This window comes from Corynebacterium sphenisci DSM 44792 (assembly GCF_001941505.1).
GTDB classification, from domain to species: Bacteria; Actinomycetota; Actinomycetes; order Mycobacteriales; family Mycobacteriaceae; genus Corynebacterium; species Corynebacterium sphenisci.
This window is the reverse complement of record NZ_CP009248.1, coordinates 765,021-789,732: the sequence shown is the minus strand read 5'-3', so window position 1 is coordinate 789,732 and position 24,712 is coordinate 765,021. Positions and strand designations below refer to the sequence as shown.

Genomic DNA, 24,712 nt, shown 5'->3' with positions numbered 1-24,712 from the left:
CGCGCGCACGCCGGCGCCCCGCCACCGGGGTCGGTGGCGGGGCGCCGGGGCGGCGGGTGCGCGCGGTGGGCGATCCGGGTCAGCGGATCAGCTCACCGGCGGCGAACTCCAGGGTGGAGCCGAGGTTGCCGGCCACGGTCGCGGCGGTCTCGGTGGCCGAGACGGCCTCCGCGGGCAGCGGGATCGGCAGCGGGATGGGCAGCGGGGACTCCTCCTTGCCGGGCTCCTCCGGCTTCGGGTTGGCCTCGCGGTAGGCCTCGATGGTCTCCGTGTCCTCGTTGATGGTGCGGTACTGGTCGCGGCGGTTCGCCCCGTCCGGGTTGCCGGCGGGCTCGAAGTGGTCGTTGACCTCGCCATCGGGGATCCCGTAGGCCTCCTCCACCGCGATATCGGCGGGCTGGAAGCGGTTGAAGGGCCCGACGGCCATCGAGTTGATGCCGATGACCTGCTTCGACTCGGGGTCGTAGGCCATCCCGCCGGAGTCGCCGTGGTCGAGCTGCAGCAGCACCGCCCACACGCCGTTGCGCACCCGGAAGACCTGCACGCCGCACTGGCGGCCGGTGCGGTTGCCGTCGGTGCACACGGGCTTGCCGAAGTTGTCCACGCTGACCTCGCCGGGCTCGAGATCCTCGTAGTCGACGATCCCGGTCAGCTCCACGGGCTCGCCGTGGACCTCGCCGTCCTCGTCGAAGGACTCGGACACGGAGGTGGTCTCCACGTTGTCGTCGAGCTCGATGAAGGCCCAGTCGGAGCCGTTGAACATCTCGTCGAGCCACGTGTCCGGGGTGGAGTCCTCGGAGGGGCCGGCGTTGAAGCGGGCGGGGCCGGTCTTGCCGATCCGCACGTCGCCGTCCTTGGTGGGGGCGTAGATGGTGTCGCCGAAGGAGGGCATGCCGGGGGTCTCGGACTGGTCCACGCAGTGGCCGGCGGTGATCAGCACGCGGTGCTTGTTGCCGTCCTTGTCGGTGACCGTGCCGGGCATGTTCGCCGAGCACATGCCGGTGCCGGCGTGCACGCCGCCGCCGATGTCCTCGGCGTCCTTGACCGGGATGCGGATCGGGTCGCCGGGGCCGACCACCACCGGGGTGGTCGCCGGCTGGGTGGGCGAGCCGTTTTCGGCCGGGCCCGGGGCGGGCGCGGGCGCGGCGGCGGCGCCGGCGGCGGGGATCGCCGCGAAGGGCATCGTCGCGATGACGAGCGTGGACAAGGTGGCGCGGAATGGCGTCATGGAACCTGGGCTTTCTTGCTGGGACGGGTGCGTCGGATGCGCCGTGGGGCCCCTCGCCCGGGTGCGGGCGACGGGGCCTGGTGCGGGCCGGCATGGACTGTATCGCCGCGGGGGCCCGGCGGGATACATCCACGCCGGGCCCCCTGGGGCCGATGGTGCCCATGTGTCGCATGGGACCCATTGTTGCCGAACCGTTACCGCGCTGAGCCTTCCCTCAGTAGCGGGCGAAATTCTGGGTCGCGTACACGTACCCGTCCGCGGCCCGCGCGGAACCGGCGCCCATGTGGGTCAGCCGCGGATCCAGCATGTTGCGCCGGTGCCCCGGGGAGTTCGCCCACTGCCGCACCAGATCCTTCGCGGTCGCCGAGGGGCCGTTCATCGCCACGTTCTCCGCGGCGACGGTGGTGCCGGCCGGGTAGGCCTGCAGCATGTTCGGCCGGTGGCTGAGCCGGCCCCGGGCGGCCATCTGCCGGGACCAGTCCCCGGCCAGGGCGTTCAGCCGCGGATCCGCCTTCAGCGGGGCCAGGCCGTGCCGGGCCCGGAAGGCGTTGGTCTCGGCGATGATCGCCTGCGCGGACACCGGCTGGCCGATGCCCGGGGTCGGCGTCGGGGCGGGGGTCGCCGAGCCGGGCAGCAGCTCCGCGGAGCCGGGCGCCATCTGGATGGAACCGGGCAGCTGGGCCAGGTCGGGCAGCGCGGGCAGCGGGAGGGCCGGCAGCGCGCCGGCGGCCGGGACCGCGCCGAGGCCCAGGCCGCCGGCCAGGGCCAGGGCGACCAGGGCGCGCTTCGGGGTGTGTCGCATGGGGATGCTCCTGTCGTACGTCTTTTCGGGACGGGTCCACGATAACCGGCCCCCGACCGGGGCCCGAAGCCGCGCGGGGAATGCTCCCCGCCCCCTCCCCCGGGACCCCGCGCCGGCGCCGTCGTGCGCCGCTCCGGCCGTCGCGCCCCGCCCGGGGAACGCTCCCCGGAACCGGATGGGCCAGTGCCGCGCCGGTGCTAGCGTCCGGGGCGAATCGGCCGGCGCGGGGCCGGCCCCGAGCCGAGGAGGAGAGCGGCGTGATCGACGAGGGGATCCGGGACCGGGCGCTGGGCTGCCTGCTGGGGCAGTTCATCGGCGATTCCCTGGGCAGCCGGGTGGAGTTCCGGGATGCGGCGGACATCGCCGCGGAGTTCCCCGACGGGGTGCGCGATCTCGCCGACGGCGGCACCTGGGACCTCATCGCCGGCCAGCCGACCGACGACTCCCAGATGGCCATGGAGCTGGCCCTGGCGGTGGTGGACCGGGGCCGCTACGACCCGGACGCCGCCCTCGCCGGCTACCGGCGCTGGGCGGCCACCGGGCCCGTCGACATCGGGATCACCACCCGGGCCGCGCTGCTGGACGGGGTGACCGGCACCGGGTCCGAGGCCAACGGCTCGCTGATGCGGGTCAGCCCCCTGGGCGTCTTCGGCGCCCGCCCCGGCGCGGACCCGGCGCGCACCATGGCCGCCGCCCGCGCCGATGCGGCGCTGACCCACCCCGCCCCGGTGTGCCGGGACGCCGGGGCCGCCTTCGTCGCCGGGCTGGTCGCCGGCATCGGCGGGGCGGATGCGGAGGCGATGGTGACGGCGATGCGCGCCGCCGCGGCCACCGACCGGGTCGCCGAGGCGATCGAGGCCGGCGCCGCCGGGGACCGGGGGCGCTACGCGGAGCACTCCGGCTGGGTGCTGCTCGCCCTGGCCGGGGCGGTCGCCGCGCTGCTCGGCGCCGAGGACCCGGAGGAGGCGCTGGTGGCGGTGGTCGGCCTGGGCGGGGACACCGACACCAACGCCGCCATCGCCGGGGCGGCCCTCGGCGCCCGCTTCGGCGCCGCGGCCTGGCCGGTGCGCTGGGTGGACCCGGTGCTGGGCTGCCGGCCGGCGGCCGGCGCCCCGGGGGTGGCCCATCCGCTGCACCGCCGGTACTGGCCCGGCGCGGTGCCGGACCTGGTGGACCGGCTGCTCGCGCTGCCCGGCGACGCCGCCGGCTAGCCGTTCAGCCGGGGATCGTCGTAGGCGCGGTGCTCCACGATCCAGCCGGTGTAGCGCGGCACCACCCAGAACGCGTAGATGCCGAAGGTGATGAGGATCAGGAACCACCACTTCACCCACTGGCCGAACAGGCCCAGCCCGCTGCCGGTGAAGCGCAGCCGATGGCCGAAGAGGTAGGTGTTGCGGGCCTTCCAGCCCTCCAGCAGCACCGTCGCCCAGGGGGTGCCGAGCCCCAGGGTGACGGTGGTGATGAGGAAGGCGGCGATGGAGTTGACCAGCCAGCCGCCGGCGCCGCCGGTGAAGCGGTACATCGGCGCCCCGGGCACCGGGGGCGGCATCACCGGGCCGGCCGTCGTCGCCGGCGCCGGCGGCGGCGCGGCGAAGGGATCCACCGGCTGCCGGCCGCCGAAGCCGTCCTCGGGGTAGCCGCCGCGTGCGTGGTCGTGGGGGTTGACGCCCATCGGGACCTTCCTGCCGGGACCGGCCCTCGCCCCCGGCGGGGGTGAGCATAGGCGGTCCATGCCCGGTTGGCTAGACCCGCTCCCAGTCGGCGACCGGCCCGTCGACGAGCTCGAACAGGGGGTGGGCCTCCCCCTCCCCGGCCGCCCAGCGGGGCCCCTCCAGGGTGCCGGGGCTGCGCCCGGCGAGCTTGGCGCGCAGATGCGCGAACTCGTGGGCGAGCTGGCCGCGGGTGAGTTCGATGGGCGCCGGCCGCGGCGGCGGCGGGACCAGGATGAGCGACCCGTTGAAGGAGTAGCCGCGGGCGCCGGCCTCGGCGTGCAGCCCGGCGAGGTAGAAGCCCACCGCCGCCAGCGGATCGGCGTGGCCGCGGAACCGGGCCAGCTGCGGGTGGTTGCGGTAGCCGCGGGTTCCCCCGGCGAGGACCTTCTGCGCCAGCAGGGTCTCCCGCCAGCAGGCGACCAGCCCGATACGATCCAGGTAGCCGGGGTGCATGCTCCAGATCCGCATGCGCCCACGGTACCCGCCGCGGCCGCGGCGGCCCTTGTCCGCCCCGAAAGGAATGGCTAACCTCACCGCCATGGTCGATTCCAACGAGAAACCCGCACCCGCCGCCGGCCCGCACGGCGGCGCCGTGTTCGTCGTCACCGGGACCGAGCGGCTCTCCCCCACCCTGCAGCGGGTGGCCTTCGAGATCCGCGGCGTGCCCGCCGAGGAGGTCGAGGAGTTCACCGCCTCCCCGGACACGGACATGTACGTCAAGCTCATCTTCCCCGCCCCCGAGGGGCTCACCGCGGAGGAGCTGGAGGCCAACTCCCCCGGCGAGGACGAGGACGCGATCGTGATGCGCACCTACACCCTCCATTCGGTCGCGGTGGAGGGGGAGCGGATCACCGGGGTGGTCGACTTCGTCGCGCACGGCGAGGGCCTGGCCGGCCCCTGGGCGCTGGCCGCGGCCGAGGGCGACTGGCTGGAGGTCTTCGGCCCGGGCGGCAACTACGCCCCGGACGCCGGCGCCGCCCGGCACCTGCTCGCCGGGGACGCCGCGGCGCTGCCGGCCATCGCCGCGGCGATGCGCGCCATGCCGGCGGAGGCGGTCGGCGATGTGGTGGTGGAGACCCCGCACCCCTCGGACATGGGGCTGCTGCCGGAGCACCCGGGCCTGCGGGTGCGCCACGTCACCCCCTGGGAGACCCCGGGCGACGCCCTGGCCGCCGCGGTGCGCCAGGTGCACGTGGAGCCGGAGGGCCTGCAGGTGTTCGTCCACGGCGAGGCCCATGCGGTGATGAAGAAGATCCGGCCCTGGCTCAAGGACCTGGGCGTCACCGTGCGCGGGGCGTCGATCTCCGGCTACTGGCGGCAGGGCCGCTCCGAGGAGGGCTTCCGCCTCTGGAAGCGGGACAACCGCCCCGAGGACTAGGCCGCCGGGCCGCCGGCCCCGCCGGGGCCGGCGGCGGCGCGGACCGCACCGGGGGCGGCTACTCCAGGGAGCCGATGATCCCCCGCATCATCTCCTCGGCGCGGCCCATCAGATCCCCGAGCCCGGCCACCCCGGCCATCCGGCCCATCGCCGCCGGGCTCATCGCGACCACCCGCACCGCGTCGGCGCCGAGCGCCGGGTCCTCGCGGACCACCACGTTGCAGGGCATCACCAGGCTCACGTCCCGGGAGGCGTCCAGGGCCTCCGCGGCGAAGGCCGGGTTGCAGGCGCCGAGGATGAGCAGCCGCTCGATCTCCCGGCCGAGCTTGTCGCGCAGTGTCGCGGTGACGTCGATCTCGGTCAGCACCCCGAACCCACCCTCGGCGATCGCGGCCCGGGTGCGCTCGACGACCTCGTCGAAGTCGCCGTGCACCACGGTGCCGATGCCGAGCTCCCCGTCGGGATCGGCGTACGCGTCCATGCTGTCCATCGGGCATGCCTCCTCTTGTTGGCGGCGCCCGCCGGCGCGGGCGCGGTGTCCCCGCCCACGATACCCCCGGGGGCTTCCCCGGGGAAGGGGGCGCGGGCGGCGGCGGGCGACCGGATGCGGTGCCGTGGGGCGGGTCCGGGCACGTAGAATCGGCCCCGACCGCGGCCGGCCCGGCCGCCGGGGACGGGAGGATGATGGACGCGCGCGATGAGCAGGCGCTGCAGGCGGCGAAGCTGTACTACGGGGAGGACCTCACCCAGGCCGCGGTCGCCGAGGCCCTGGGCGTGTCCCGGCCCACCGTCGCCAAGCTCATCCAGCACGCCCACGATCGGGGCTGGGTGAGCATCACCGTGCACGATCCCCGGGAGCGCTCCTCGGCGCTGGCGGAGGAGCTCGCCGGGCGGTACAACCTGGCCGAGGTGCGCCTGGCGCAGCCGGTGCACGACCGGGCCGAGGCGCTGCTGGCGGATCTGGGCCGGATCGGCGCCGAGGTGCTCGACGAGCTGGTCGTGGACGGGATGCTGGTGGGGGTGTCCTGGGGGCGCACCATGCTCTCCACCGCGCTGCAGCTGCGCCGCAAGCACGTCCGGGGCGTGGAGATCATCCAGCTCAAGGGCGGGCAGTCGCATTCGGACCGGTCCACCGAGGATCTGCAGACCATCAACGGCTTCTGCGCCGCCTACGACGCCTGGGCGCGCACCCTGCCGCTGCCCGGCATCTTCGACTCGGTGGAGACCAAGCGGATCGTGGAGGAGGACCGGCACATCGCCCGGATCCTGGCCCTGGGCCGGGCGGTGGACCTGGCGGTGTTCACCGTCGGCGGGGTCAGCCCCGACTCCCTGGCGCTGAACCTGGGCCTGCTCACCGAGGACGAGCGGCGGCTGCTGCTGGAGCGCGCCGTGGGCGACGCCTGCTCCCGGTTCTTCCGCGCCGACGGCGGGGTCGCGGTGCCCGAGATCGACGCGCGCACGGTGGGCATCGAACTGCACCAGCTGCGCGCGCTGCCCGCCCGGCTGCTCATCGCCGGCGGGGCGGACAAGGCCGACGCGATCGAGGTGGCGCTGCGCACCGGGTTGGCCACCCACCTGGTCATCGACGCGCCGACGGCCCGGCGGGTGCTGGACCTCGCCGGGCCGGGGCAGGGATAGCGGCTCAGCCGAAGGCGACCACGCCGACCAGGGCGGCGTTGAGCATGTTCGTGGAGAACCCGGCGGCCAGGGCCAGGGGCCCGTTCTTGGCGACCTCGCCGCGGCGCTCCGGGGCGAGCCCGCCGATGGCGCCGATCTGGATGGCGATGGAGGAGATGTTCGCGAACCCGGCCAGGGCGAAGGTGGAGAGCATGATGGACTTCTCGCTGAGCAGGTGCCGGGCCTCGCCGAAGGCGGTGTAGCCGACGAACTCGTTGAGCACGGTCTTCTGCCCGATGAAGTTGCCGACCAGCCCGGCGTCCTCCCAGGGCACCCCGATGAGCCAGGCCACCGGGGCGAAGGCGAGCCCGAACAGGCCCTCCAGGGACCAGTTGTCCTGGCCGAACCAGGCGCCCACGCCGCCGATGATCGCCGAGGCCATGGCGATGACCGCGATGAAGGCGATGAGCAGGCAGGCCACGATGACCGCGACCTTGCCGCCGTTCATCGCCCCGGCGCCGAGGGCGTCGATGACGTTCTTCGACTCGGTGTCGCGCACATCGCGCACCGAGGCGTCCAGTTCGCTCTCCTCGGTCTCCGGCCAGAAGGCCTTGGCCATGATCAGCGAGCCGGGGGCGTTCATCACCGAGGCGGCCAGCAGGTACTCCAGGGGCGCGCCGAGCAGCGAGTAGCCGATCAGCGTCGATCCCGCCACGGAGGCGAAGCCGCCGGTCATACAGGCGAAGAGCTCGGATTTCGTCAGCCGCGGCAGATAGGGCTTGATCACCAGCGGCGCCTCGGACTGGCCGAGGAAGATCACCGTCGAGGCCCACACCGACTCCACCTTGGAGGTGCCCAGGATGCGGTTGAGCACGGTGCCCACGGCGTCGACGAGGTACTGCACCACCCGCAGGTAGTACAGGGCGCCGAGGATGGCGCCGAGGAAGATGATCACCGGCAGCACGTTGAGCGCGAAGATGAAGCCCTCGTCGGCCTCCGGCAGCAGGGCGCCGAAGACGAAGCCGGTGCCGGCGTCGGTGAAGTCGATGAGCTTCTGCACCCCGCGGGCGGTGGCCTTCAGCGCCGCGAAACCGGGCTCCCATTTGAGCACCAGCAGCGCGAAGCCCACCTGCAGGGCGAGGCCGACGCCGAGGGTGCGCCATTTGATGGCGGTGCGGTGCCGGGAGAACGTGATCGCGAGGCCCAGGATGGCGATGACGCCGAGCAGGCCCTGGAGGCGTTCCATGATCGGGGGGTCCTTTCGGGGGATGGGGATCGGGTGAGGTCGGGGGAATCGGGGCGCGGGGCCCGGCGCGGCCGGGGCTAGAGGTCCCCGGGGCCGAAGGCGTGCGGCAGCAGGTCGGCGAGGTCGAGCACCAGCGGATCGCCGGCGTCGTCCTCGAGCACCACCCGGGTGCAGCCGAACTCGTGCAGCACCTGGCGGCAGGCCCCGCAGGGCGGCAGCGGGGCGGCGCCGGGCCCGGCGATGGCGCAGGCCACCACCCGGGCGCCGGGGCCGGCCTCGGCCACCATCCGGAACACCGCGGAGCGCTCCGCGCAGTTGGTCAGCCCGTAGGAGGCGTTCTCCACGTTGGCGGCGGTGATCGTCTCCCCGGCCTCGGTGAGCAGCGCGGCTCCGACGGGGAAGCCGGAGTAGGGCGAGTAGGAGTTCCTCGCGGCCCGGTGGGCCAGGGCGAGCAGGTCGGCGTCGGTGACGGCCATGGGCGGTTCCTCCCGGATGGGGGCAGGTCGCCGGCGGGTTTTACACTTGGCAACTTGCCCGTTGACATTTGTTCCACCGCTCACCATAATGGAGGCCGACGCCGGCGGCAAGACCGCCACCCGCACCGGGGCCACCCGCCCCCACCAGCAGAAGGAGCATTCAAGAACATGGCCGAGAGGTTCGACATGGTCGACGTCATCCGCATCAAGCGCGACGGCGGGCGACTCGACGACGGGCGGATCGACTGGGTCATCGACGCCTACACCCGCGGGGTGGTCGGCGATGAGCAGATGGCCGCGCTGAACATGGCGATCTTCCTGCGCGGCATGGACCGCGCCGAGATCGCCCGGTGGACCCGGGCGATGATCGACTCCGGCGAGACGATGAGCTTCGAGTCGCTGTCCCGGCCCACCGCGGACAAGCACTCCACCGGCGGCGTGGGCGACAAGATCACCCTGCCGCTGGCCCCGCTGGTCGCCGCCTACGGGGTGGCGGTGCCGCAGCTCTCCGGCCGCGGCCTCGGCCACACCGGCGGCACCCTGGACAAGCTGGAGGCCATCCCCGGCTGGCGGGCGGAGGTCTCCAACACCCGGCTGATGGAGATCCTGGAGGACCCGGGCTGCGTGATCTGCGCCGCCGGGACGGGCCTGGCCCCGGCGGACAAGAAGATCTACGCGCTGCGCGACATCACCTCCACGGTGGACTGCATCCCGCTCATCGCCAGCTCCATCATGAGCAAGAAGATCGCCGAGGGCACCGGCTCCCTGGTGCTCGACGTCAAGGTCGGCTCCGGGGCCTTCATGAAGGACGAGGACCAGGCTCGGGAGCTCGCCCGCACCATGGTCGACCTCGGCCGCGACGCCGGGGTGGACACCGTCGCCCTGCTCACCGACATGAGCGTGCCGCTGGGCCGGAAGATCGGCAACGCCCTGGAGGTCGCCGAATCCGTGGAGGTGCTCGCCGGCGGCGGCCCCGCCGATGTCGTGGAGCTCACCTGCGCCCTCGCCCGGGAGATGCTCGCCGCCGCCGGGGTCGAGGACCCCGACGTGGAGGCGGCGCTGGCCGACGGCCGGGCCATGGACCGCTGGCGGGAGATGATCCGCGCCCAGGGCGGGGATCCGGACGCGCCGCTGCCCGTCGCGCGGCACACCCACGAGGTGCGCGCCGAGCGCGACGGGACGGTCACCCGCCTGGACGCCCTGGCCCTGGGCGTCGGCTCCTGGCGGCTCGGCGCCGGCCGGGCCCGCAAGGGCGATCCGGTCCAGGCCGGCGCCGGCATCGAGATCCACGCCGGGCTCGGCGAGCGGGTCACCGCCGGACAGCGGCTGCTCACCCTGCACACCGATGAGCCGGACCGCGTCGACCGCGCCCTGGAGTCGGTGACCCCGGGCATCGAGGTCGGCGACGGCCCCGCCCCCGAGCGGCGGGTGATCCTGGACCGGATCGCCTAGCCCCGCCCCCGCCCCGGGCCGCGCCGGCCCGGGGCACCGGGCCCGCCCCGCACCCGCACCCGCACCACCGCATACCCCGACCCCGAAAGGAACCCCATGACCGCCCCCGCCTCCCGCGCGGACGTCGCCGCCGTCATCGACCACACCCTGCTCACCCCCGAGGCCACCGCCGACCAGGTCGCCGACCTGGTCGCAGAGGCCGCCGAACTCGGCTGCTGGTCGGTGTGCGTCTCCCCCTCCCTGCTGCCCGCGGACCTGCCCGCCGGACTGCACCTGGCCACCGTGGTGGGCTTCCCCTCCGGGGCCCATGCGGCGGAGGTGAAGGCCGCCGAGGCCGCCCGCGCCGTCGCCGCCGGCGCCGAGGAGGTGGACATGGTGGTCAACCTCGGCCTGGTCAAGGCCGGCGATTTCGCCGCGGTCGCCGAGGAGATCGCCGAGGTCAAGCGCGCCTGCGGCACCGCCCTGCTGAAGGTGATCATCGAATCCGCCGCCCTCGACGACGCCGAGATCGTCGCCTGCTGCCGCGCCGCCGAGGACGCCGGCGCCGACTACGTGAAGACCTCCACCGGCTTCCACCCCGCCGGCGGGGCCAGCGCGCATGCGGTGCGGCTGATGGCGGACACCGTCGGCGGCCGGCTCGGGGTGAAGGCCTCCGGCGGGATCCGCGACGCCGCCGCCGCCCGGGAGATGCTCGCCGCCGGGGCCACCCGGCTGGGCCTGTCCTCCTCCCGGGCCGTCCTGGAGGGGCTGGACTGAGATGGCCCCGCAGGACGACGCCGCCGATCTCCTCGCCCGCGCCCGGCGCTGGCGGGACCACGACCCGGACCCGGTGACCCGGGCGGAGCTCACCGCGCTCCTCGACGCCGGGGACCGCGCCGGCCTCGCCGCGGCCTTCGCCGGGCCCCTGGAGTTCGGCACCGCCGGGCTGCGCGGCCGGCTCGGCCCCGGCGAATCCCGGATGAACCTGGCCACCGTGCTGCGCGCCACCGCCGGGGTGGCCGCCCATGTGCGCGCCCACGCCACCGGGACCTGGCGGGTGGTCCTCGGCTGCGACGCCCGGCACGGCTCCGCGGCCTTCCAGGCCGCCGCCGCGGAGGTCGTCTCCGCCGCCGGCGGCGAGGCGCTGCTGCTGCCGGCGGCGCTGCCCACCCCGGTGACCGCCTACCTCACCCGGGCGCTGCCCGCCGATGCCGGGGTGATGATCACCGCCAGCCACAACCCGCCCGCCGACAACGGCTACAAGGTCTACCTGGGGCGGGCCCTGGCCGAGCGCGACTCCCAGGTGGGGGCCCAGATCACCGCCCCGCATGACCGGCTCATCGCCGAGGCGATCGCCGCGGCCCCGCCCGCCGACGAGGTGCCCCGCGACCGCTCCCGGATCCGCCGGCTCGGCCCCGGGGTCCTCGAGGACTACCTGGACCGGGCCGCCTCGCTGGCCCGCGTCTCCGACCCGGCCGCACGCGGCCGGCTCCGCATCGCGCTGACCCCCATGCACGGGGTGGGCGGGGCGCCCATCGCCGCGGCCCTGGCCCGGGCCGGGTTCACCTCGGTGCACCCGGTGGCCGCCCAGTTCGAACCGGACCCGGACTTCCCCACCGTGGAGTTCCCCAACCCGGAGGAGCCCGGGGCCCTGGACCTGGCGCTGGCGGAGGCCCGCCGGATCGGCGCGGATCTCATCCTCGCCGCGGACCCGGACGCCGACCGCTGCGCCGCCGCGATCGCCGATGACGCGGCCGAGGGCGGCTACCGGCTGCTCTCCGGCGATGAGCTCGGCGCGGTGCTCGCCGAGTACCTCGCCCGCGAGCACGCCGGGGAGCATGGGGCGAGCCTGGCCAACTCCATGGTCTCCTCCCGGCTGCCCGCCCGGATCGCCGCCGCGCACGGCCTGGGCCACGTGGAGACCCTCACCGGGTTCAAGTGGATCTCCCAGGCCCCGGGCATCGTCTACGGCTACGAGGAGGCGATCGGCTACTGCGTGGACCCGGGGCGGGTGCGCGACAAGGACGGGGTCTCCGCCGCGGTGCGGGTCGCCGACATCGCCGCCGCGCTGGCCCCCGCCGGCCGGGACCTCGGCGACGTGCTCGACGATCTGGCCCGCGCCCACGGGCTGCACCTCACCCGGCCGCTCACCGTGCGGGTGGCCGACACCGCCCGGATCGCCGGGGCGATGGCCCGGCTGCGGCAGTCCCCGCCCGGGGAGCTCGCCGGCTCCGCGGTGACCGGCGTCCGGGACTACGCGGAGGGTGCGGCGGGGCTGCCGGCCACCAACGCGGTGGCGCTGACCACCGCGGACGCCGACCGGGTGATCGCCCGGCCCTCCGGCACCGAGCCGAAGCTGAAGTGCTACCTGGAGGTCATCGTCGACGTCGCCGGCGGCGACGTCGCCGCCGCCCGGGCGCGGGCGGAGGCCCGCTTGGACGCCATCGCGGCGAGGATGCGGGACGCCCTCGGCCTCTAGGCGGCGGCCCTGCCGCTACCGACCCGGCGGCGCCGGGATCATCGGCCGCACCCCGGCCGGAACTGCCCCGCCACGGGGATGATGACCACCGGGGACCGGCCGACCGGCACCGCCCAGCGGCGCGCGGGGACCGGCCGCGGGGCCGCACCGGGGCGCCCACCGGCGGGCCGACCCCGCTGAACGAGACCACCGCCCGCTGCGCGAAATCCCCTGAGGGCATCCACGAGCGCGGCACCACCTGGTTCACCGGCGGCACCAGCGGCCGGCCCCGACACCGCGCGGAGGACGTCCACGGCGGGCCGCCACCCTCCCCCGGGACGACGTGGGCGACGACCGTCGAGCAGCCGGAGCCGGAGCCCGCGGACCGCGCCACCCCGCCGATCCGCCGCCCCGGACCAGGACGGCCCCGGCGAACCGGGCCGGTGCCGTGGGGTGCCGCGGATGCGCGCTGAACCCGATTGAGGGGCGGGGAAACGGCCGTGGCGCGGGCCCCGGGGCGGGGCCGGGGGTGACGTGGGTCACCCCCGATTCAGAAAGCCGAACAAAACCATCGCGCCCGCATGAACGGCGTCTGCCACCGGGTATGCCCCCGCGGCGGATCCGGGGCGGATCGGCGCGGGCGGATCCGCGGCAAAGGGGTGCGCCACCGGCTTACAGCTTCTTAAATAAGCATGTTGCGCACGCCGGCACACCCGCCGCACCGAGGTCCGCACCCATGAGGCCCGCAGCCCGCCCCCTTTACCGCCCAGCAAGACCCTTCAGGAGACGAAGTGCGAATCGGAGTCCCCACAGAACCCGGTGAGCGGCAACCGCTCGTCGCCGCCACCCCGGACACCGTCGGCAAGCTGATCAAGCTCGGCTACGACGTGGACGTGCAGGCCGGCGCCGGCGCCGAGGCCGCCTTCCCCGACGAGCTCTACGCCGCCGCCGGCGCCCGCATCGTCGGTGAGGAGGTCTGGGAGGCCGACATCGTCACCCTCCTCGACGCCCCGGACGCCGCGCACCGCGCCCGGATGCGCCCCGGCGCCATGCTCATCGCCCGGATGGCCCCCGGCCGGCACCCCGAGCTCATCGAGGAGCTCGCCGAGCACCGGATCACCGCCCTGGCCATGGACGCGGTGCCCCGGCTGTCCCGCGCCCAGTCCATGGACGTGCTGTCCTCCATGGCGAACATCGCCGGCTACCGCGCCGTGGTCGAGGCCGCCGCCGCCTTCGGGCGCCTGTTCACCGGCCAGGTCACCGCCGCCGGCAAAGTGCCCCCGGCCACCGTGTACGTCATCGGCGCCGGGGTCGGCGGGCTCGCCGCGATCGGCGCGGCGAACTCCATGGGCGCGGTGGTGCGCGCCACCGACCTGCGCCCCGAGGCCGGCGAGCAGGTCGAGTCGATGGGCGCCGAGTTCATCCCGATCCCGGCGGCCGCGGAGCGCTCCGCCGACGGCTACGCCAAGGAGATGACCGCCGACCAGGCCACCGCCGCGGCGAAGCTGTACTCCGAGCAGTCCGCCGCCGCGGACATCGTGATCACCACCGCGAACATCCCGGGCCGGACCTCCCCCACCCTGCTCACCGCCGACGACGTGGCCAATATGCGCCCCGGTTCGGTGATCGTGGACATGGCCGCGGCCAACGGCGGCAACTGCGAGCTCACCGTCGCCGGGGAGACCATCGTCACCGAGGGCGGCGTGACCATCATCGGGCACCGGGATCTGGCCAGCCGGCTGCCCGGCCAGGCCTCCCAGCTCTACGGGCAGAACATCGTCAACCTGTTCAAGCTCATCACCCCGGAGAAGGACGGCACCCCCGTGCTGGACCTCGGGGACGAGATCATCCGCGGCATCACCGTCACCCGGGCCGGCGAGGGCGACGCCGCCGCCGAGATCCTCTGGCCCCCGCCGCCGGTGCAGGTGTCCATCACCCCGGCCGCGGACAAGCAGGAGGAGCTGGCGAAGAAGGCGCACCAGGCCGGCCCGGAGAAGGTCTCCGTGGTCGGCGGCGGCGGGTCCGGCGCGAAACTCGGCCTCGGCCTCGCCATCGCGGCCGCGATCGCGCTGATCCTGGTCTCCCCGCTGACGGTGAGCGCCAACTACATGGTGCTCACCCTGGCCATCGTGCTCGGCTTCTACGTGATCTCCGCGGTCACCCCCACCCTGCACACCCCGCTGATGTCGGAGACCAACGCCATCTCCGGCATCGTCCTGGTCGGCGCGATCCTCCAGGTCGGGTCGAAGGACCCGCTGGTCGCCGCGGTGGCCTTCGCCGCCATCGCGGTCAGCTCGGTCAACATCTTCGGCGGCTTCGCCATCACCCACCGCATGCTCGGCATGTTCCGGAAGGAGGCGTGAGACCATGATCGTCGACGCGCACACCCTGCACCTCGCCGGCGGCCTGCTGCTGGCCGACTCCCCCGCCGCGGGCGCCGACCTGCAGGCCTGGACCGCCCGGCTGTCCAACATGGCCTACATCCTCGCCGCGGTGCTGTTCATCATGGCCCTGTCCGGGCTGTCCAAGCCCACCACCGCCCGGCGCGGCAACGCCCTGGGCATGACCGGCATGGGGGTCGCCGTGGTTGCCGCGGTGATCCAGGCCGCGGTGGTCTCCGCCACCGAACCCGAGGCGCACCGCGGCCCGGTGGTCACCGTGATCCTGGTCGCCGCGGCGATGGGCCTCGGCGCCGTCTACGGCATCTGGCGCGCCACCAGCGTGGAGATGACCGGGCTGCCGCAGCTGATCGCCATGTTCAACGGCCTGGTCGGCCTCGGCGCGGTGTTCATCGGCTACAACTCCTACATCTCCCCCGAGCACCTGGACACCTCCGACGCCGCGATGATGGCCTTCCACCGCGGCGAGGTGTTCATCGGCGTGCTGATCGGCGCGGTGACCTTCTCCGGGTCCATCGTCGCCGGGCTGAAGCTGTCCACGCGGATCTCCGGGGCCCCGGTGCTGCTGCCGGCGCGCAACCTGCTCAACCTGGTGCTGCTGGGGATCGCCCTGGTGCTCCTGATCGCCTTCGTGGTGCTCGCCGAGGGCCCCTGGGCCTGGGCGGCGCTGGGCGTGATGACCGCGCTGGCGCTGTTCCTGGGCTGGCATCTGGTGATCGCCATCGGCGGCGGCGACATGCCCGTGGTGGTGTCCATCATGAACTCCTACTCCGGCTGGGCCGCGGCCTTCACCGGCCTGATGCTGGGCAACACGCTGCTCATCATCACCGGCGCCCTGGTCGGCTCCTCCGGCGCCTACCTGTCCTACATCATGTGCGAGGCGATGAACCGCTCCTTCTCCTCGGTGCTGCTCGGCGGCTTCGGCACCGACGGCGGCGCCGTCGCCGGCGGCGAGGACTACGGCACGCACACCGAGATCAGCGCCGCGGAGACCGTGGAGCTGCTCAAGGGCGCCCGCACCGTGATGATCACCCCCGGCTACGGGATGGCCGTCTCCCAGGCCCAGTACCCCGTCGCCGAGCTCACCCGGAAGCTGCGGGAGGCCGGCAAGACCGTCACCTTCGGCATCCACCCGGTCGCCGGCCGGCTGCCCGGGCACATGAACGTCCTCCTCGCCGAGGCGAAGGTGCCCTACGACATCGTGCTGGAGATGGACGAGGTCAACGACGACTTCGACGAGATCGACGTGGTGCTGGTGATCGGCGCCAATGACACGGTCAACCCGATCGCCGAGGAGCCCGGCTCGCCCATCGCCGGCATGCCGGTGCTCAAGGTGTGGGAGGCCGAGCGGGTCGTGGTGTTCAAGCGCTCCATGGGCTCCGGCTACGCGGGGGTGCAGAACCCGCTGTTCTTCAAGGAGAACTCGGACATGCTGCTCGGCGACGCCAAGGCCTCCGTGGAGGCCCTGGTGCAGGGCCTGCAGACCGCCGAGGTGCGCTGAGCCGCATACCGCGCCGGCGGGGCCGCGGACGCGCCCCGGGGACCCGTTCCCCGGGGCGCGTCCGCGTCCCCGGGCCCGGATCCCCCTCCCGGGGGTGCGGCGCCCGCCGGCCGCGAGGCCCGGACGGCACCCCCGGGGGAGGGGTGCACCCCCGTCCCCCCGTAGCGCTTTTGCGTTGGGAAGGGATACCGCACAATGGCAGACCTGCCCGCCCTACGGAAGGACACCCATGACGACCGGCTCCACAACGACCGCCGCAGGCCCCCGCCGCAGCCGAACCCGCAGGCTGCTGCGCGGGGTGCTGCTGCTCCTCGGCACGGCGATCGTCTTCGCCGGGGGCTTCGGCGCCGGCTTCCTCTACGCCACCATGCCGGGGGTGACCAACAACCCGCCGCCGGTGGCGGTGGCCTCCGCGGAGGCGCCCCCGGAGGACGCGCCCGCGGAGACCACCACCCCGGCCGCCGGGGCGGCCGGCGGAATCGGCGAGGAGATCGCCGCCGAGGGGGTCACCCTCACCGTGCTGGAGGTGGACCAGGCCACGGAGATCGACTTCCTGGAGGAGGGCGTCATCCCCGCCGCCGCGGCCGTGGAGACCCGGGAGGCGCCCACAGGCGGGGTGCTGGTGTCGGTGACCACCGAACTGGAGAACACCGGCAACCACTCCTGGGACCTCACCTGCGGTTTCGCGGTGCAGATGGAGCTGGTGGACAGCCTGGACCGGCATTTCGTGCCGATCGACGGCCTGGACCGGGTGCCCGGCAACCCGGAGTGCAACAGCAGGCTCAACCCCGGCCTGGGCACCACCATGACCTGGGTGTTCGAGGTGCCGGAAAACGCCGAGGGGCTGCTGCTGGGCTTCGCGGACCCGGAACTGGCCTACGACGAGCTCACCTACGTCGAACTCGACTGACCAGGGGGCACTGGACCGGGCATCCGGCGGGCCCATCCCCGCCCGGCCCGCGCAGGCCTCCCCCGGCGGCGGGGAGGGCCCGCCCGCCGTCTACTCAGAGCAGGCGGATCCGCTCCGCGACTTCCTCCTCCCCACGGTGCCGGAAGCGGGCGACGAGGCGCCGCCGCGGTGCGTCGCCGGGCAGGCCCACGGCCTCCGCGAGGACCCGCAGCACCACCTCCGGATCCGCGGGCCCGCCATCGGGCGGGAGAAGACCGCCGGATGCGCCGCCGGCGTCATCGAAACCGCAGTGGTTGAGCAGATCGCGGCCCGGATCCGGGTCGGGCACCCGATCAGTGGCCGGCAGCACCTCGAACAAGTCCGGTGCGAAACGCAGCCAGACCCGCCGGCCCTCCGCCGAACCGAGCTCCTCCAGGTGGCGGCGGATGGTGGACAGGGTCACCCCGGTGCGTCCCCAGCGGATGCGCTGCTCCCCGAACCGGCTGGGCACCAGGACCGCGCCGTTGTAGGGCACGTCGTAGAGGGCGCCTACCGCCGCCGGCACGCCGGTACCGGAGCCGCGGAGATGATCCGGGGTCACGGTGGCCAGGAGCATCCAGGCGCCATCACGCCGGTACAGGTTCCGCGCCTCCTCCGGGATCGCGTCATTGACCGCCTCCCCGCTGCCCAGGTGCACCCTCCCGTCGACGAGGTCGAACTCCGGGGAGGCCACGTAGGTGCGCAGGGTCGACTCGGAGATGCCCAGGGGCCGCACCTCCTCGATGAGCTCACCGAGATCCGCCCCGGCACCGTCGGAGTCCCGGATCCGACGCCGGATATGGTCGACCAGGTTCGTCCACTCCGGCATCCCCCACTCGGCCAGCGCCCAGATGCCGTGACCGCAGCGGTGCACGAGATCGGAGACGATGAGGGCGTTGCCCACCGAGCCCGGGCTGCGATCGTCGATCAGCGCGGTGATGTCATCGAGGGTCATCGGTTCACCGCGGATGGCCAGTTCCGCGGCGGCGCGGTCGGCGATGCTGCGCAGCGCGGTGCGCACCAGCCCCTCGCGGACCAGCCCGGCCCCGGTGGCCTCGAGGCGGTCGGCCAGCACCGCCGGATCGCAGTCCATCCGCCGGGCCAGCTCCGCCAGGTCGACCACCCCGTACCGGTCGGCGAGCTCGTCGATGGCGCCGGCCAGGCGCTCATCGACGTCCCCGACGAGCAGCCACTCCCCGTCGAGGCACCACCGATCCCCGGCGAGCACGTCGAGGACCTGCAGCAGCGTCGCCGCGGTGGTCACCTCGGTCACCGCCTCGAGCGACGGCAGCGCCCGGACCACGTCGGCGATCCGGGCGCAGGGCCGGAAGCGGCGGCCCAGGGCGTCCACCACGGCGATGAGCTCCGGGCCCGGGGCGGCGAGATCGGCGCGCAGCCGACTCTGCAGCTGGCGCATCCGCTCGCGGGACAGGCCGAAGGGTTCGGCTGCGGCCTCGAGCGTGGCCCCGCCGATGAGCCGGTCCTCCAGCAGCACCCGCCGGCGCGGGTCCGCGCCGACCAGACCGGGCAACTGCGCCTGCGCCCGCTCCAGCAGCTCCTCGCCCGGGTGCACCGCATCCGCCGCCTCGGTGACGGCCGCCGGGGCGTCCGGCCCGGGAAAGAGCCCGGCCAGATCGAGCCAGCCCGCGACGAGCTCCAGGCCCCCGGGTGGCTCCCCCGCATCCTCCCCCGAGTAGATGCTCCCGGCGAGGATGCCGAGGGAATCATCCTCCCCATCGAGTGCGCCGAACCCGCCGGGGCCGCCGATCCACTCCTCCAGCCCGCCATCGTCGGCGATCCCCAGCTGCCCGGGGGAACCGGCCACCGCACCAACCTCGGCGTTGTCCAGCGCCCGCAGCGCCACCGCGTAGACCAGCGACTGCAGACGCAGCCGACCCACCCCACGCAGATCCCGCAGATCCCGGGCGCTGGCCGCCAGTGGCTCGGGGTACCTGCGGTACCAGGCGGCCACCGCGGACTGACGCGCCGACAGGCCCTCCGGGCGGTCCCCGGGCTCCAGGTGCGGGGAGAGCTCATGCAGCGGCAGCACCGCGCTGACCTCGATCCAGCGGTCCACCACCGCGATGGTGTCCTCCGGGTCCACCCCCTCCGCGGCCGCCCAGGGGAAGACCTCCGCGGCCTGGACACCGACGGGCCCGTCCTCGCCGGCGGTGCCGCCGGAGGTCGCCTCGGGCAGGTCGAACAGGGGGTCCGTCACCGCGCCGGCCTCCTCCGACGCGACCGGGAAGAGACCCCCGTCGACGTCCATGGTGGCCTCATCGCCCGGATCGCCCGCCACCTCCGGGGCGGCCGGGATGCCCCGGGGGCCGCCGTCCTCGGTGAGCTCGCGCAGGAGGGTGGCGAAGGCCGCCTCATCCACCACCGGGATCCCGAGGCGGCGCGCGGCGGCGACCTTGCCGGAGCCGGATCCCGGGTCGGCGGCGACCACCAGGCGGCAGGACCCGACCACCCCGCCCACGGTCAGCCCGGCGGCCTCGACCCGGGCCCGCCAGTCACCGCGGGGCAGGGCCAGCATCCCGGCGAAGCCCACCCGGTCTCCCGGGCGCAGGCTGATCGGCTCCCCGGCCCCGGGCTCGGCCTGCGGAGGCGTGGCGAGCAGGGCGGACACCCGATCCCGGGGCACGTCCAGCTCATCCGCGATTTGGATGAGCCATTCCCGCTCATCCTCGGTCAGCACCCCGTCACTCCAGGCATCCACCGCGAGGATCCGCATGAACCTGTCATGCAGCTCGGCGACATCGGCGGCGTCGAAGCCGGCGGCCCCGGCGCAGGAGACGAGCTCGTCGATCTCGCCATCGGAGAGCCGGCCGTCCACCAGCACGTCGGCGAGCAGCGTGAGATAACGGTCGACGTCCGCGGCGCCGTCCGCCGGTGCGGCGGCGGCGACCCGGGTCAGCCAGTCCCGGGCGCCACGGGGCACCGCCGGCTCCTGGGGCTGCTCCCACAACGGGGCGGGATCGAGGTTCAGCGGATGCGCCGCGGCCAATTCGGCGGCGGCGTCGTCCGCGAGCCTGGTGAAGAGCTCGGCGGTGGCCTCGGCCCGGGCGAGGGCGGTATGCGCCACCGCGGCATCGGATCCCACGGCGGCCAGGCAGTCGGCCAGCCGGGAGGGCGCGCCCGGCAGCTGCGACTCGGCGAGCCTGCGGGTGCACACCACCCAGTCCACCGGGCTCGGCACCGCCACGCCGAGCTCGGCCAGCTCGCGGACGAGGAAACGGGTCGCGACCGCGGCGTTATGCGCGACCAGCACCCGGCCCTGCAGCAGGTCGGCGAGCTCCGCGGCGATGCCTCCGAAGCAGGGCGCGTCGGTGACCTGCTGCGGGGTCACCCCATGCACGTGGGTGTTGTCGATGTCGCGACCCGGGCACACCAGGGACTGCCATCGGTGCTCCACGGAGCCATCCGCCGCGAGGCCGACGACGCCGATCTCCAGCACACGGTCATCCGGACGGAACCCCGTGGTCTCGACGTCGATGACGGCGTAGGACGGACTCGGCATTGGGGATCACCCTCCTCTTCGACGCCGGCGACACTCGTCGGCGAGTGGTTTCCGCCCGAACGCTAACACCCACCCGGACGCGAACCCGCCGGTGTAACAGACCGTTCACGGGATACGGGAAATCATCTTCGAAGAGACGGGACAGCAGCAGGCGGATCCCACGGCACGGGATTACTGCTGTGAGAGGAGGCCGTCGTCCGGACCGTCCCCGGTAAGCCTCGTTTGCGCAGGCCAATCGGAGTTATGGCACAGCCGTTAACTACGTTCCGGGAATAGCCCCGCTCGTACGGGGATGACTACGGCTGGTCGTTATGGCCGGTGCGCCGTGACGGAACAGCCCCGCTCACGCGGGGACAACGAGCGGGAACGCGCCAAGGGATCCCTGGCCGACGGAACAACCCCGCTCGCGCGGGGACGACGTGGCGATTCGCTCCCCGGGGCGGGTGAAGTCGGGAACAGCCCCGCTCACGCGGGGACGACCCTTGATGTCCCACTTGATCCGTGGGGCCATGGGGAACAGCCCCGCTCACGCGGGGACGACGCGCCGGAGTTGATCGCCTCCAGCAGCGGACGGGGAACAGCCCCGCTCACGCGGGGACGACGTCACGCGCCGCCACACGGCGGACACGGCCTGAGGAACAGCCCCGCTCACGCGGGGACGACCGGGCCCCTGAGGTATACGCGGCCACCCGCTGGGGAACAGCCCCGCTCACGCGGGGACGACCCCCTGTAGGCCCGAACCCCCAGGCCCCCTGGGGAACAGCCCCGCTCACGCGGGGACGACGGTTGCGGTGTGTGTGCATCCGGGGTATTGGAGGGAACAGCCCCGCTCACGCGGGGACGACCTACCATTCCGCCGTTTGGAGCGGGCTATCTCAGGAACAGCCCCGCTCACGCGGGGACGACTGTACGGTTAGGTGTCTTGCGGCCGGGACATGCGGGAACAGCCCCGCTCACGCGGGGACGACTCAATGCCACGAAAACGGAAATTCTGGGACTTAGGAACAGCCCCGCTCACGCGGGGACGACGTGAAAGTCCGTCTACGGCGATTCTAGGCGGGGGGAACAGCCCCGCTCACGCGGGGACGACACTTCTTGACCTGGGCCGATGATCCGGTATCCCCTAATTTACATTCACTTACCCCTCGCGTCACCATCGCCCCGGATGGCCGCGGGAAGCGCCGCGGGGCCGCCCCCGCGGGCCCGTCGCCCCGGTGGCGGCCCCGTCGGCCGCATCCGCCCCGCCTAGCCCAGGAAGGCCTTGTCGGAGAGGGCGGCGCCCTTGATCTTGACGAACTCCTGCAGCAGATCGTGCACGGTGAGCCGGGCCTTAACCTCGGGCCCGGCCTCGTACACGATCTCGCCCTCGTGCATCATCACCAGCCGGTTGCCCAGCTGGATGGCCTGCGCCATGTTGTGCGTGACCATCAGGGTGGTCAGCCCGCCCTCCTCCACGATCCGGTGGGTGAGGTCGGTGACCAGCTGGGCGCGCTGCGGGTCCAGCGCCGCGGTGTGCTCGTCGAGCAGCATGATCTTCGGGTGCGTGAACCCGGCCATGAGCAGCGACAGCGCCTGCCGCTGACCGCCGGAGAGCAGCCCCACCTTGTGGGTGAGCCGGTCCTCCAGGCCCAGCTCCAGGCTGCGCAGCTCCTCGGCGAAGCGCTCCCGCCGGGCGCGGGTGAGCCCCAGGCCCAGGCCGCGGCGCCTGCCGCGCAGGTAGGCCAGGGAGAGGTTCTCCTCCACGGTCAGGCTCGGCGCGGTGCCGGCCATCGGGTCCTGGAAGACCCGGCCGACGAAGCGGGCCCGCCGGTGGTCCGGCATCCGGCCCACGTCCACGCCATCGATGGCGATGGTCCCGGCGTCCACCGGGATGCCCCCGGCGACGGCGTTGAGCAGGGTGGACTTGCCGGCGCCGTTGGAGCCGATGACCGTGACGAAATCGCCCTCGGCCAGCTCCAGGGAGACCCCGGCCAGGGCCCGGCGCTCATTGGCGGTATTCGGGAAGAAGGTCTTGCGGACCCCGTCGATGCGCAGCATCTACGCCACCGCCTTCCGTCGGGTGAGCACGGCCCGCCAGCGCGGCAGCAGCAGCGCCACCACCACCAGGGCCGCGGTGATGAACTTCATGTCATTCGGGTTCAGGCCCAGCTCCAGGGCGGCGAAGATGATCAGGCGGTAGAGCACCGCGCCGAAGACCACGGCGACCACGGACAGCCACAGCAGCCGCTGGCCGAACACCGCCTGGCCCATGATCACGCTGGCCAGGCCGACCAGGATGAGGCCGATGCCCATGGAGATGTCGGCGAAGCCCTGGAACTGGGCGACCACCGCACCGCAGGCGCCGACCAGGCCATTGGACATGGCCAGGGTGAACATCTTGGTGCGGTCCGTGGACACCCCCAGGGAGCGGATCATGGGGTCGTTGTCGCCGGTGGCGCGCACCGCCAGGCCGAAGTCGGTGGTGAGGAACCAGATGACCAGGCCGGTGACCGCGGCGACCACGGCGGCGAGGATCGCCACCGAGGCCCAGCTGCCCAGCAGCCCCGCCTCGCGCAGCGGGGTGAAGGCGGTGTCCGCGCGCAGCAGGGGCACGTTCGCCGAGCCCATGATGCGCAGGTTCACCGACCACAGCCCGATCTGGGTGAGGATCCCGGCGAGCAGGCCGTCGATATGGCCCTTGGTGTGCAGCAGGCCGGTGACCAGGCCCGCGGCGAAGCCGGCGGCGAAACCCGCGCCGATCGCCAGGAAGGGGTTCCAGCCCGCCAGGATCGCCACCGCGGCGGTGGCCGCGCCGGTGGTGAAGCTGCCGTCGACGGTCAGATCCGCGAAGTTGAGGACGCGGAACGTGAGGAACACGCCCAGCGCCATCACCCCGTAGATGATGCCGAGTTCAACGGCAGAGATCATACGGTCTCAGCCTCGTTCAGGATCTCCTGCGGGATCTCCACGCCCTGCCGCTTCGCGGCCTCCGGGTTGACCATGTAGGTGAAGGTCTCCGCGGTCTCCACGGCGATCTCCGCCGGGTCCGCGCCATCGCGCAGGATGCGCAGCGCCATCTCCCCGGTCTGCCGGCCCAGCTTCTCGTAGTCGATGCCCAGGGTGGCCACCGCGCCGCCCTCCACGGCGCCGGACTCCGCGGCGATCACCGGGATGGACGCGGCCTCCGCGGCCTGCACCAGGGAGGCGATCCCGGAGACCACCATGTTGTCGGTGGGCACGTAGAAGGCGTCCACGTCGCCGATCGCCTCCACCGCCTGCGGGATCTCGGTGACGTTGGTGACGGTCTGGGTGAGGATGTCCAGGTCGCGGGACTTCGCCGCCTCCTTGGCCTCGTCGACCTGCACCTGGGAGTTGACCTCCCCGGAGGCGTAGACGATGCCGACCTTCTCCGCGTCCGGGACCAGCTCCTTGAGCAGGTCCAGCTGCTTGCCGATGGGGGCGACGTCGGAGGTGCCGGTGACGTTGCCGCCGGGGGCCTCCATGGTGTCCACCAGGTCCGCGGACACCGGGTCGGTCACCGCGGTGAACAGCACCGGGGTGTCGGTGATGTTCTGCACCGTGGCCTGCGCGGCCGGGGTGGCCACCGCCAGCACGAGGTCCAGATCATCGGAGGCGAACTGCTGGGCGATGGTCAGCGCGGTGGACTGCTCGCCGTTGGCGTTCTGCTCGGTGAACTCCACCGCCACCCCGGCGTCCTCGAAGGCGGCCTTGAAGCCGGCGGTGGCGGAGTCCAGCGCGGGGTGCTGCACCAGCTGGTTGATGCCGATGGCGTAGGACTCCCCGCCGCCGTCCGACCCGGCGGCGTCGTCCGAGCATCCGGTCAGGGCGAGGGCCCCCGCGGCCAGGGCCGCGGCGATCGTGGTCAAGCGGGACGTGAACATGGGAATGGCTTCCTGTGGTTCCGATGGGGACACAGGAGAACCTATCCGGCGGATGCCCGGAAGCGGGAACGGATCCCCGTCGCTCATCCCCCATCGGCACCCCCGTGTACGGGATTCCGGCCCGGCCAGGAACGC

At 73.7% G+C, this 24,712-nt stretch carries 20 protein-coding genes and 1 CRISPR repeat array; of the genes, 9 read left to right on the top strand and 11 right to left on the bottom strand.

The features are described from left to right. Positions 1-79: 79 nt before the first annotated feature. Both CSPHI_RS03595 and CSPHI_RS03590 read right to left on the bottom strand, forming a co-directional pair. Entirely contained in the window at positions 80-1,228 is a 1,149-nt protein-coding gene (locus CSPHI_RS03595) for a chymotrypsin family serine protease (RefSeq protein ID WP_157118470.1), read from the bottom strand. 214 nt (positions 1,229-1,442) lie between these two features. Then, positions 1,443-2,030 carry a CAP domain-containing protein gene (locus CSPHI_RS03590; RefSeq protein ID WP_075691535.1) on the bottom strand — a complete coding sequence of 196 codons (588 nt, stop codon included), beginning with the start codon at positions 2,028-2,030 and terminating at the stop codon, positions 1,443-1,445. A 257-nt stretch (positions 2,031-2,287) separates the two neighbouring features. Between CSPHI_RS03590 and CSPHI_RS03585 the strand changes: the two genes are divergently transcribed. Further along, positions 2,288-3,241 (top strand): ADP-ribosylglycohydrolase family protein, encoded by a 954-nt coding sequence (locus CSPHI_RS03585; protein WP_075691534.1) that lies wholly within the window; start codon positions 2,288-2,290, stop codon positions 3,239-3,241. Here CSPHI_RS03585 and CSPHI_RS03580 read toward each other — a convergent pair. Both CSPHI_RS03580 and CSPHI_RS03575 read right to left on the bottom strand, forming a co-directional pair. Next, positions 3,238-3,702, bottom strand: a complete 465-nt coding sequence (locus CSPHI_RS03580; protein ID WP_211274681.1) for a YjgN family protein — start codon at positions 3,700-3,702, stop codon at positions 3,238-3,240. The two genes, CSPHI_RS03585 and CSPHI_RS03580, sit on opposite strands and share 4 nt — an antisense overlap. A gap of 70 nt (positions 3,703-3,772) precedes the next feature. Continuing rightward, on the bottom strand, positions 3,773-4,210 hold the full coding sequence (locus CSPHI_RS03575; protein WP_075691533.1) for a pyrimidine dimer DNA glycosylase/endonuclease V: 438 nt from the start codon (positions 4,208-4,210) through the stop codon (positions 3,773-3,775). 70 nt (positions 4,211-4,280) lie between these two features. Here CSPHI_RS03575 and CSPHI_RS03570 point away from each other — a divergent pair, with 70 nt between their 5' ends. Then, a complete protein-coding gene (locus CSPHI_RS03570; protein WP_075691532.1) occupies positions 4,281-5,120 on the top strand; it encodes a siderophore-interacting protein in 840 nt (279 codons plus the stop codon). 58 nt (positions 5,121-5,178) lie between these two features. On the opposite strand, the gene CSPHI_RS03565 is transcribed toward CSPHI_RS03570, so the two are convergent. Continuing rightward, a complete protein-coding gene (locus tag CSPHI_RS03565; RefSeq protein WP_245803344.1) occupies positions 5,179-5,610 on the bottom strand; it encodes a DUF302 domain-containing protein in 432 nt (143 codons plus the stop codon). A gap of 194 nt (positions 5,611-5,804) precedes the next feature. Between CSPHI_RS03565 and CSPHI_RS03560 the strand changes: the two genes are divergently transcribed. Next, a complete protein-coding gene (locus tag CSPHI_RS03560) occupies positions 5,805-6,758 on the top strand; it encodes a sugar-binding transcriptional regulator (protein WP_075691531.1) in 954 nt (317 codons plus the stop codon). Between the two features lie 4 nt (positions 6,759-6,762). On the opposite strand, the gene CSPHI_RS03555 is transcribed toward CSPHI_RS03560, so the two are convergent. Together CSPHI_RS03555 and CSPHI_RS03550 are read right to left on the bottom strand one after the other, a co-directional pair. Then, positions 6,763-7,983, bottom strand: a complete 1,221-nt coding sequence (locus CSPHI_RS03555) for a NupC/NupG family nucleoside CNT transporter (RefSeq protein WP_075691530.1) — start codon at positions 7,981-7,983, stop codon at positions 6,763-6,765. 77 nt (positions 7,984-8,060) lie between these two features. Continuing rightward, a complete protein-coding gene (locus CSPHI_RS03550) occupies positions 8,061-8,459 on the bottom strand; it encodes a cytidine deaminase (protein ID WP_075691529.1) in 399 nt (132 codons plus the stop codon). A gap of 168 nt (positions 8,460-8,627) precedes the next feature. On the opposite strand from CSPHI_RS03550, the gene CSPHI_RS03545 reads away from it, so the two are divergent. The 6 genes from CSPHI_RS03545 to CSPHI_RS12620 all read left to right on the top strand — a co-directional run bounded on the left by CSPHI_RS03545 (position 8,628) and on the right by CSPHI_RS12620 (position 17,158). Next, the gene (locus CSPHI_RS03545; protein WP_075691528.1) at positions 8,628-9,911 is read left to right on the top strand and encodes a thymidine phosphorylase; all 1,284 of its coding nucleotides are present in this window, start codon (positions 8,628-8,630) and stop codon (positions 9,909-9,911) included. Between the two features lie 96 nt (positions 9,912-10,007). Beyond that, the gene (gene deoC, locus CSPHI_RS03540) at positions 10,008-10,667 is read left to right on the top strand and encodes a deoxyribose-phosphate aldolase (protein WP_075691527.1); all 660 of its coding nucleotides are present in this window, start codon (positions 10,008-10,010) and stop codon (positions 10,665-10,667) included. Between the two features lies 1 nt (position 10,668). Then, on the top strand, positions 10,669-12,369 hold the full coding sequence (locus tag CSPHI_RS03535) for a phospho-sugar mutase (RefSeq protein WP_075691526.1): 1,701 nt from the start codon (positions 10,669-10,671) through the stop codon (positions 12,367-12,369). A 770-nt stretch (positions 12,370-13,139) separates the two neighbouring features. Then, positions 13,140-14,711, top strand: a complete 1,572-nt coding sequence (locus CSPHI_RS03530) for a Re/Si-specific NAD(P)(+) transhydrogenase subunit alpha (RefSeq protein ID WP_075691525.1) — start codon at positions 13,140-13,142, stop codon at positions 14,709-14,711. A gap of 109 nt (positions 14,712-14,820) precedes the next feature. Continuing rightward, positions 14,821-16,248 (top strand): NAD(P)(+) transhydrogenase (Re/Si-specific) subunit beta, encoded by a 1,428-nt coding sequence (locus CSPHI_RS03525; protein WP_245803378.1) that lies wholly within the window; start codon positions 14,821-14,823, stop codon positions 16,246-16,248. 229 nt (positions 16,249-16,477) lie between these two features. Further along, the gene (locus tag CSPHI_RS12620; RefSeq protein ID WP_157118469.1) at positions 16,478-17,158 is read left to right on the top strand and encodes a hypothetical protein; all 681 of its coding nucleotides are present in this window, start codon (positions 16,478-16,480) and stop codon (positions 17,156-17,158) included. A gap of 94 nt (positions 17,159-17,252) precedes the next feature. Here the strand turns inward: CSPHI_RS12620 and CSPHI_RS03515 are convergent, their stop codons facing one another. The 4 genes from CSPHI_RS03515 to CSPHI_RS03500 form a co-directional block, all read right to left on the bottom strand. After that, on the bottom strand, positions 17,253-20,696 hold the full coding sequence (locus CSPHI_RS03515; RefSeq protein WP_075691522.1) for an exonuclease domain-containing protein: 3,444 nt from the start codon (positions 20,694-20,696) through the stop codon (positions 17,253-17,255). A 269-nt stretch (positions 20,697-20,965) separates the two neighbouring features. Then, positions 20,966-21,786: a CRISPR direct-repeat array (repeat unit 28 nt; unit sequence GGAACAGCCCCGCTCACGCGGGGACGAC). Between the two features lie 155 nt (positions 21,787-21,941). Then, positions 21,942-22,733: an ABC transporter ATP-binding protein gene (locus CSPHI_RS03510; protein ID WP_075691521.1), complete on the bottom strand. Its 792-nt coding sequence runs from the start codon at positions 22,731-22,733 to the stop codon at positions 21,942-21,944. Then, positions 22,734-23,603 carry an ABC transporter permease gene (locus tag CSPHI_RS03505; protein ID WP_075691520.1) on the bottom strand — a complete coding sequence of 290 codons (870 nt, stop codon included), beginning with the start codon at positions 23,601-23,603 and terminating at the stop codon, positions 22,734-22,736. It abuts the gene before it with no gap. Beyond that, a complete protein-coding gene (locus tag CSPHI_RS03500) occupies positions 23,600-24,577 on the bottom strand; it encodes an ABC transporter substrate-binding protein (RefSeq protein WP_075691519.1) in 978 nt (325 codons plus the stop codon). Before CSPHI_RS03500 ends, CSPHI_RS03505 begins: the two co-directional genes overlap by 4 nt. Positions 24,578-24,712: the final 135 nt, after the last annotated feature.